Source organism: Pseudoclavibacter sp. Z016 (assembly GCF_002931215.1).
In the GTDB taxonomy this organism is placed as follows: Bacteria; Actinomycetota; Actinomycetes; order Actinomycetales; family Microbacteriaceae; genus Pseudoclavibacter.
In genome coordinates, this window is sequence record NZ_PSTU01000029.1 from 1 (window position 1) to 8,596 (window position 8,596).

The window sequence follows — 8,596 nt, forward strand, 5'->3', positions numbered from 1 at the left end:
CGCCCGCGCACTTCCCCCCTCGCGCTGCTCTTCTCGCCGAGGGCTGAGTTGTGGTCGTTCTGCGGCCGTCTTGACGACCACAACTCAGCTCTCGGCGGGCGCGGGCGGGCGCGGCGCCCGTGCGCGTCAGCGGCCGCGGAGGTCCTTGCGAAGGATCTTCCCCGAGGCCGACTTCGGGATGACGTCGATGAACGCGACGGCCCGCACCTTCTTGTGCGGCGCGACGTGGCCTGCGACGAAGGCCTCGACGCCTGCCTCGTCGAGGGGTGAGCCCTCGCGGCGCACGACGAATGCCTTCGGGATCTCCTGCCCGTCCGCATCCAGCGCCCCGACGACGGCCGAGTCGGTGATGTCGGGGTGCGTGAGCAGCAGCGCCTCGAGTTCGGCGGGCGCGACCTGGTAGCCCTTGTACTTGATGAGCTCCTTGAGCCGGTCGACGATGGTGAACTCGCCGAGTGGGCCGACCGTGGCGATGTCGCCGGTGTGCAGGAAGCCGTCGCTGTCGACCGCCTCGTGGGTGGCGTCGTCGCGGCCGAGGTAGCCGAGCATGATCTGGGGTCCGCGCACCCAGATCTCGCCCGGCTCGCTCTGCCCGTCTTCGACTGCGTCGATCTCCTCGCCCGTGTCGACCGAGACGAGCTTCACCTCCGTGTTGGCGATGGGCACGCCGACGGACCCGAGCGACATGCCGGTCTCCGTGGGCGGCAGCACGTGCGTGACGGGGCTCGCCTCGCTCATCCCGTAGCCCTGCCTCGTGCGGGTCCCGATGCGGTCGGCGACGGCTTTCATGAGGGCGGCGTCGATGGGGGCTGCTCCGGAGAAGACGGACCGCACGCTCGACAGGTCGAACGTGTCGATGAGCGGATGCTTCGCGAGGGCGACTGCGATGGGCGGCGCGATGAACAGGTACGTGCATCGATGCGTCTCGATGATGCGGAGGAACTCGCCGAGCTCGAACTTCGGCATGGTGACGAGTCGTGCGCGCTTCTTGATGGCGATGTCGAGGAGCACGGTCATTCCGTAGATGTGGAAGAAGGGGAGGAGCGCCAGCACGACGTCGTCGTCCTCGACGTCGAGGACGGGGTAGGTCTGCACGACGTTGGCGACGAGGTTCGTGTGGCTGAGCATGACGCCCTTCGGCTTGCCCGTCGTGCCGGATGAGTAGGGGAGCACGGCGACGTGCGTGGCGGGGTCGAAGCTCACCTCTGGGGCGGGGAGTCCCGCGCCGAGCAGCTCGCGGAGGTCGTGGTAGCCCTCTGCGCCGTCGAGGACGATGATGGCGTCCTGCTCGAGGCCGGCGGCGATGGCGCCGGCGTGCGCCTGCTGGAGGAGGGGGCTCACCGTGAAGAGGAGCTTCGCGCCGGAGTCGCGCAGCTGCGTCTCGATCTCCTCCGCGGTGTAGAGCGCGTTGATGGTGGTGGCTGTCGCGCCGGAGCGGAGGATGCCGTGGAACACCGATGCGAAGGCGGGCACGTTCGGGCAGTGGAGGGCGACGACGTCGCCGAGTCCGAGCCCGCCCCCGGCGAGCGCGCCCGCGATGAGCTCGATGTGCTGCTTGAGGGTCCCGAAGGTCGTCTCGGCGCCGGTGGTGCCGTCGACGATCGCGGTGCGGGCGGCATCCGCTTCGCTGAGCTCGGAGAAGAGGAAGTCGAAGACCGAGACGTTCGGGATCTGCTCGTCTGGGTAGGGGCTCTTGAACACGGCGATCTCCTTTGATCGATACGCGGGCGGCACGGCGGGCGGATTGCGCCCGTCCGCGCCTGTCAGGTGGGTGCACGTCTCGCACCCGCTGCCCATACTGCTGACCGCAGATGGGAGCAACCCCAGCGACCCGCTCAGGAGGACGCCGACGGCGGGTTACTCCGCAGGCGCGACGGCGGCCACGGCTTCGATCTCCACGAGCTGGTGGTCGTAGCCGAGCACGGTGACGCCGAGGAGGGTGCTCGGGACGTCGTGGTCGCCGAACGCATCGCGGACGACCTCCCACGCGGTGACGAGGTCGGCTTGCGAGGTGGATGCGACGAGCACGCGGGTGCTGGCGACGTCGCTGAGCTCGGCCCCGGCTTCGGCGAGGGCGACGCGCAGGTTCTCGACGCACTTGGCTGCCTGCCCGGCGTAGTCCCCGATCGCGGCGGTCGTGCCGTCGTCGTTGAGCGGGCAGGCGCCGGCGGGGAAGATGAGGCGGGCGCTGGGCTCGACGGCGGAGGCGTAGGCGTACTCGGCGGCGTCGCTGAGTGTGCTGGCTCGGATGAGGGAGACGAAGGTCGACACGGGTGTTCTCCTGCGCTGGATGCTGGTCGGACGGGGGAGACGCTTCGGGTCGGCGGTGCGACGGGGAGTCGCGCTTCGCGGACTTCCGGAGCACAGAGAGCGTACCCACGTTCTGGGGGCGACGCAGCCGGCACGCGAGGTTGGCGAACGGTCAGGGCTGCGGCGAGGGGAGTCCTCGCCGCACCACCCCGCGGCAGAGTTGTGGCCTCCTGTCGCTCCCGGGGGCGGGAACAGCAGGAGGCCACAATTCTGCGCCAGCGAGGCGGAATGCGGGCTAGCCGCGCTTGCGCCCGTAGAGGGAGATCACGACGAGGATGATGGCGCCGTAGATGAGCTGCTGCACGTTGGAGCCCAGGTTGAGGACGGTGACGAGCGTCGCGACCTGGCCGAGCACGAGCGCGCCGCCGACCGTGCCGACCACCGATCCTCGGCCGCCGAAGATGGACGCTCCACCCACGACGACTGCGGCGACGGAGGAGAGCAGGTAGCTGTCGCCCATGGTCGCCGACGCCTGCTGGAAGTAGCCGACGATGACCATGCCGGCGAAGGCGGCGAGCATCCCCGAGATGATGTACCCGGTGATGCGGATGCGGTCGACGGGGAGACCTGCGAGCCTCGCGGTCTCGGGGGACGCGCCGACGAGGAAGAGGGAGCGTCCCCATCCGGTGTAGCTGAGGACGAGCTGCAGCACGACCATGAGCGCGAGTCCGAGGGGGAGGACAGCGGCCATGGAGAGGCCCAGGACGCTGATCTGCGCGGAGGTGATCGCCGTGATGAAGTCGGGGATCTGCGTCAGCTCGGAGAAGTTGAACTGCAGCAGGATCACGCCGAACAGGAGGCCGTTCATGGCGATCGTCGTGACGATGGGGGTGAGGCCGAGCTTCGCGATGACGAGCCCGTTGAGGAGTCCGATGATGGCGCCTGCGCCGAGCGCGCCGAGGAACGCGCCGAACGGGCCGAGGGGGCCGACCATGGCGAGGAACGACAGCGCGGAGAACGCGATCGTGTTGGGGACGGACAGGTCGATGCCGGCCTGGATGACGGCGAACGTCTGCCCGAACGAGGCGATGGAGAGGATGATCGCGAAGGTCGCCGTGCCGATGAGCGACTCGATCGTGATGAGGTTCGGGCGGATGATGCCGCCGATGAGGAACAGCACGAGGAACGCGACCAGCGGCCACACGCTGCGGGGGACTCGCGCGAGCAGCGACTTGGACGGCGCGTACTCGACCTCGTGGTCGCCGGGGGCGGAGCCGGGGCCGGGGGCTCCCGCGCCTGCTGCCCCCGAGTCGCCGACTGCGGCCGGAACTGTTGCGGTCATGACCGTGCTCCCTTCCGAGCGAACGACAGCTTTCGCCAGGCGACGGGGATGCCCACGACCGAGACGATGATGAGCGCCGAGATGACGTACTGCCAGTACGAGTTGATGCCTGCGAAGAAGAGCAGGTTGCCGATGAGGCCGAGGGTGATGCCGGCGAGGATGGTGCCGATGATGCTGCCTCGTCCGCCCGTGAAGCTGGCGCCGGCGAGGGCGACGGCGGCGATCGAGGAGAGCAGGTAGGGGTCGCCGCTTCGCGGGTCGCCGGTCATGGTGGAGCCGGCGAGCATGATGGCGCCCGTGGCGGTGAGCACGCCGGCGATGCCGAAGGCGGCGAGCTTCGTGAGGCGGGCGTTGAGGCCTGCGGCGCGGATGCTGTCCATGTTCGATCCGACGCCGTAGATGTGCCTGCCGAGGGCGCTGCGCTGCAGGACGAACCAGAGGAGCACGGCGATGATGGTCAGCCAGACGAGGGCGACGGGCACGAAGGGGATGGCCTCGCCGCTCGTCGCGAGATGGAACTCGGTGGTGATGTTGCCGCCTGGCCTGTCCATGACCTCGCGGGCGAGCGAGCCGAAGATGAAGGCGCTCGCCAGCGTCACCGCGATGGCGGGGAGTCCCCCGTAGGAGACGAGGAATCCGTTGAAGAGGCCGCAGGCGAGGCCGGTCGCGAGGCCGAGGAGCACGGCGATGGGGATGGGCACGACCTCGGTCTGGGCCGCGAAGACCACGTTGGAGAGGCTCATGATGGCGCCGATGGAGATGTCGATGCCGCCGACGAGCACGATGAGCAGCTGGCCGAGCGCGACGAACGCGAGCGGCACGACGAGGTTCGCGGCCGTCTGCAGCTGGAAGCGCGTGAGCAGCTCCGGGTTGATGATGAGGTAGACGACCAGGAACACGACGAACGCCGCGGCGGGGGCGAACGCGCCCTCGCGTCGCAGCCTGACGAGCCCCTGTCGGCGCGCGACGGCCCGGGTGACCGGCTGCGCCGGTGGAGGGGTGACGGTGGCGGTCATCTGCTGCTCCTCGATGTCTTCTCGCGCGCTGCCCTGCCGCGCGTTGGCGTCTTCGCGGCTTCGCTCGCCGCTTCCTCGAGCTCGGCGGCCGAGACGGTCTGGATGCTGCCCGTCACGCCGACAGCGGCGCCGACGATGGCATCCGCGGTCAGTCGCTCACCGGCGAGCTCGTCGGTGATCTGCCCGTTGTAGAGCACGAGCACCCGGTGGCACACGTGCACGAGCTCCTCGACCTCGGTGGAGAACCAGAGGACGCCGACGCCCTGCTTCGCGAGGTCGACGATCGCGCCGTACAGCTCCTGCTTGGCACGCACGTCGATGCCGCGCGTGGGGTCGTGCAGCAGGATGACGGACCGGGAGCGGTTCATCCACCTGCCGAAGACGAGCTTCTGCTGGTTGCCGCCGGAGAGCGAGCCGGCCGCTTCGAGGGGGCCGCGCGTTCGCACGGAGAGGGCGGCGAGCACGCCGTCGAGCCAGCCGCGCTCGCGGGCGAGACGTGGCTTGCCGCCGAGCTGCCAGGCCTTGAACCAGGGCGCGAGGAGGTTCTCTCCGACGCCGAGCTCGAGCGCGAGCCCTTCCTTCTTGCGGTCTTCCGGCACGTAGCCGAGGCCGCGGCGCACGCCGCGGACGGGCGTGAGGCGGGTGACGGAGTCGCCGTCGATCGTCCACGAGTCTGCCGTGGCGGCGGATGCGCCGAACAGCGCGCGCAGCAGCTCAGCCTGCCCGTGCCCCGCGAGACCGCCGATGCCGACGATCTCGCCCGCGCCGATGGTGAGCGAGATGCCGTGCACGCCTTCGGCTCGCAGCCCTTCCACGTCGAGGACGTCGCCCTCGCGGGTCCGGGCGGGCGGGTCGGGGAAGAACCGCTCGGCCTTGCGGCCAGCCATGAGCGAGATGAGCTCGTCGTCGGTCCAGGAGCCGCGAGAGAACTCTCCGGCGAGGCCGCCGTCGCGCAGCACGATGCCGCGGTCGGCGATCTCGGCGATCTCCCCGAGTCGGTGCGACACGTAGATGACGCTGCCGCCGCGTGCGGTGAGCTCGCGGATGCGGGTGAACAGCCACTCGACACCGGGAGGGGTGAGGGCGGATGACGCTTCGTCGAGGATGAGCAGCTTCGGCTCGCCGGCGAAGGCCCGCGCGATCTCGACGAGCTGCCGGTTGGCGAGCGACAGGTCGGAGACGAGCGCCCGAGGGTCGATCTGGGGGAGGTCGAGCGAATCGAGCAGGGCGCTCGCCGCGCTGATCGCCTTCTTCTGCGAGAAGCCGCGCAGCGGTGCCCCGTCCGGGAGGCTCAGGTTCTCGGCGACGGTCCATTCGGGCACCAGGGCCAGCTCCTGGAACGCGCAGCGCACGCCGGAACGACGCGACAGTCGCACGCTCCCTGAGGCGAGCGGCGCATCCTCGACCGTGATGGTGCCGGACGTGGGGGTGACCGCGCCCGCCAGCATCTTCGCGACGGTGCTCTTTCCCGCGCCGTTCTCGCCCACGAGGGCGAGCACCTCGCCGGGGTGGCAGACGAAGCTCACCCCCTGCACGGCCTTGACCGGGCCATAGCTCTTCACCAGGTCGGTCGCGACGAGGAGCGCCTCGCCCGACCCCGCGTTCCCGGTGCGTGCCGGCCGGGTGGCTTCCGCCTGCCCGGGCGCCGCGGCGACGTCCGCGGCGGCCACTTCACTTGCATTCATGACTCGATGTGTCCTCGCTGATCGGTTCGAGTGAGAGCTGGCGGCAGCCCTGCTGGTGAGGGCTGCCGCGGTGCCCTAGGACCCGGAGTAGTACTCCATGACGTCCTCGAGCTTCAGGTCGAGGCCGGGGAAGTCGTAGCCGAGCTGGAAGTTCGCGGGGCGATCTTCGAGGCAGTAGTCGGCGGCGTTCTCCGTGGTGATCTCGAGCGGCGGGAAGAACTGCTCGCGTTCGATCTCCTGGCCTTCGAGGAGCAGGACGGCCTGTTCGAGGCCCTTCGCGTAGATCGACGGCTGGCCGAAGATCATGTTGCCCGTGAAGCCCTCGGGGGCGTACTCGACGAGGGCGCAGGCCTCGCCGTTGTAGCCGGAGCCGCCGACGGTGGGGACGAAGGGGATCCCGGCGGCCTTGTAGGCCTCGGCCACGCCCTGGCCTCCCGTGAGGAAGGAGTAGACGCCGCCGATGTCCGGGTTGGAGCGGAGGATGTTGGCCATCGACTCCTGCGCGGTGGCCTCGTTCCAGCCGTTGGTGTCCTGGGCGACGACGGATGCGCCGCCGGCCTCGAGCGCGTCGATGACGCCCGGCATGGAGCCCTCGTTGAGGGGGACGCCGGCGAGGCCCTCGAGCACCGCGACGTCCTTGTTGTCGGTGAGGTTCTCGAGCAGCCATTCGGCACCGATGGTGCCGGCGCTCGCCCAGTCGGTGGAGACAGTGTAGACGTCCTCGCTCTCGTAGGGCCCGCCGTTGGCGATCACGGGGATGCCCTGCGCGGTCGCCTGCGCGATGGCGGGGTCCGCGCCGCTGGAGGAGGCCGGGTCGAAGAGGATGAGGTCGACGCCGTCGGCGATGAGGTTCTGCATGGCGGCGTTCTGCTGGGCCGCGTCGTTGTCGTCGGTGCGCACGATCTTGAGCTCGACCTTGTCGATGTACTCGGGGGAGTTCGCGAGCGCCTGGAGGGAGGCGAGGCCCATCTCGCGCCAGGCCTGGCCGCCGAGGGGCTGCTGGAAGCCGATGACGAACTTGCCGTCCTCGCCTCCTGCGGAACCGCCGCCACCTTCTGCCGGTGCGCTCGTGCATCCGGCGAGGAGGACCACGGCGGAGGCCGTGGCGACGAGTGCTGTGCCCATCCTGAAGCGCGATTTGGGTCGACGAGTGTGCATGATTTCTCCTTTGAAATCTGGCGGATGCTGCTGGCGGCGTGAGTGGGGTGGAGGGCCTCTGACCGAGATCCGGGGCTGTTCGCCAGCTTGCTTCGTGACACTAGCCCAAAAATGGCAGCGCTACCAGTAGCGCTGCCAAATTGGCTGTGGACAGTTATCCGAGTGCGGTCGCCCAGCCGGTGGCGGGTCTCCGTGAGCTGTCCCACGCGTCTTGCCGCCCATGTCTGCTGGGGTGGGGGATGGGGCTGAGCGGATGAGGGGACTGCGGCCGGGCGGGGCTGCGCTGAGTAGTGTGACCAAGGACGAGGGGATGCGACGTGAGATCACAAGCGGAGATTCCAGAGGCCGTCGGCGCGAAGATGCGAGCGCGGCTCCAGGAGACGCTCGCGCGACGTGCCGAGCTGCTCGGTGGCGGGGCGGATGCACGCGCCGAGTCGAGCGAGAATGCGGGTGCTGCCGCATCCACCGGAGCATCCACCGCGGCACCCACACACCCAGCGCCCGAGCCGACCTCGGGTGCCGCCGAGAGCATCGGCGAGGCGTCCCGGCACGAGTGGGTGGCGCCGCCGATGCACTCCGACGCGGCGATCCGCGCGCAGACCGGGCAGGGATGGGACGACTGGATCGACGCGATCGACGCGGGTGTGGGGCGCGACGCGGCGCATCCGCGCATCGTCGAGTGGGTCATGGCGAACTCGGCGCAGAACGGCTGGTGGAGCCAGGGCATCGCGGTCAGCTTCGAGCGCATGACGGGCCGGCGTCTCGCGGGGCAGATGCCGGACGGCACGTTCACGGCGAACCGCTCGCGAACGCTGCCCGTCGACCGCGAGGTGCTCAGGGCGCTGATCGCCGACGACGCGGCCCGGGATGCGCTGCTCGGCTTCGAGACGGAGTTCCGCTCCAAGGTCGCGTCGAAGACCTACAAGGTGCTCATCGCTCGCGACGCGCAGCCGTTCGGTGGGCTCCTGTTCACGTTCGACGCTGCACCGAACGGGCGCACGAAGCTCGCGATCGCGCACGAGAAGCTGCAGGTGGTCGACGAGATCGAGCTGTGGAAAGCCCACTGGGGCGCATGGCTTGACGCCCTCGAGCTGGCCCTCTCCTAGCCCCCTCCCTCTCTCCCGCCCTCCCTCTCTCCCTCCCTC

The 8,596-nt window shown here is 69.8% G+C and carries 7 protein-coding genes; 1 reads left to right on the forward strand and 6 read right to left on the reverse strand.

Going from position 1 to position 8,596, the window contains the following annotated elements:
* Positions 1-126: 126 nt before the first annotated feature.
* From C5B99_RS18845 to C5B99_RS18870, 6 genes are all read right to left on the reverse strand, one after another.
* Positions 127-1,701: an AMP-binding protein gene (locus C5B99_RS18845; protein ID WP_219819686.1), complete on the reverse strand. Its 1,575-nt coding sequence runs from the start codon at positions 1,699-1,701 to the stop codon at positions 127-129.
* A gap of 156 nt (positions 1,702-1,857) precedes the next feature.
* Positions 1,858-2,271, reverse strand: coding sequence for a RidA family protein (locus C5B99_RS18850; RefSeq protein ID WP_104244985.1), 414 nt, complete (start codon positions 2,269-2,271; stop codon positions 1,858-1,860).
* Positions 2,272-2,545: 274 nt separating this feature from the next.
* Complete coding sequence (locus tag C5B99_RS18855) at positions 2,546-3,592, reverse strand: ABC transporter permease (protein ID WP_104244987.1); 1,047 nt, start codon at positions 3,590-3,592, stop codon at positions 2,546-2,548.
* The gene (locus tag C5B99_RS18860; protein WP_104244989.1) at positions 3,589-4,608 is read right to left on the reverse strand and encodes an ABC transporter permease; all 1,020 of its coding nucleotides are present in this window, start codon (positions 4,606-4,608) and stop codon (positions 3,589-3,591) included. The genes C5B99_RS18855 and C5B99_RS18860 overlap by 4 nt, the downstream gene beginning before the upstream one ends.
* Positions 4,605-6,293 carry a sugar ABC transporter ATP-binding protein gene (locus tag C5B99_RS18865; RefSeq protein ID WP_104244991.1) on the reverse strand — a complete coding sequence of 563 codons (1,689 nt, stop codon included), beginning with the start codon at positions 6,291-6,293 and terminating at the stop codon, positions 4,605-4,607. The genes C5B99_RS18860 and C5B99_RS18865 overlap by 4 nt, the downstream gene beginning before the upstream one ends.
* Before the next feature lie 75 nt (positions 6,294-6,368).
* Positions 6,369-7,451 carry a substrate-binding domain-containing protein gene (locus tag C5B99_RS18870; protein ID WP_104244993.1) on the reverse strand — a complete coding sequence of 361 codons (1,083 nt, stop codon included), beginning with the start codon at positions 7,449-7,451 and terminating at the stop codon, positions 6,369-6,371.
* A 317-nt stretch (positions 7,452-7,768) separates the two neighbouring features.
* Here C5B99_RS18870 and C5B99_RS18875 point away from each other — a divergent pair, with 317 nt between their 5' ends.
* Entirely contained in the window at positions 7,769-8,557 is a 789-nt protein-coding gene (locus tag C5B99_RS18875) for a hypothetical protein (RefSeq protein WP_104244995.1), read from the forward strand.
* Positions 8,558-8,596: the final 39 nt, after the last annotated feature.

Excerpts from the sequence above, each read along its gene's own strand:
- C5B99_RS18855 (WP_104244987.1), bottom strand. The coding sequence starts at position 3,592 with ATGACCGCAACAGTTCCGGCCGCAGTCGGCGACTCGGGGGCAGCAGGC.
- C5B99_RS18860 (WP_104244989.1), bottom strand. The coding sequence starts at position 4,608 with ATGACCGCCACCGTCACCCCTCCACCGGCGCAGCCGGTCACCCGGGCC.
- C5B99_RS18865 (WP_104244991.1), bottom strand. The coding sequence starts at position 6,293 with ATGAATGCAAGTGAAGTGGCCGCCGCGGACGTCGCCGCGGCGCCCGGG.
- C5B99_RS18870 (WP_104244993.1), bottom strand. The coding sequence starts at position 7,451 with ATGCACACTCGTCGACCCAAATCGCGCTTCAGGATGGGCACAGCACTC.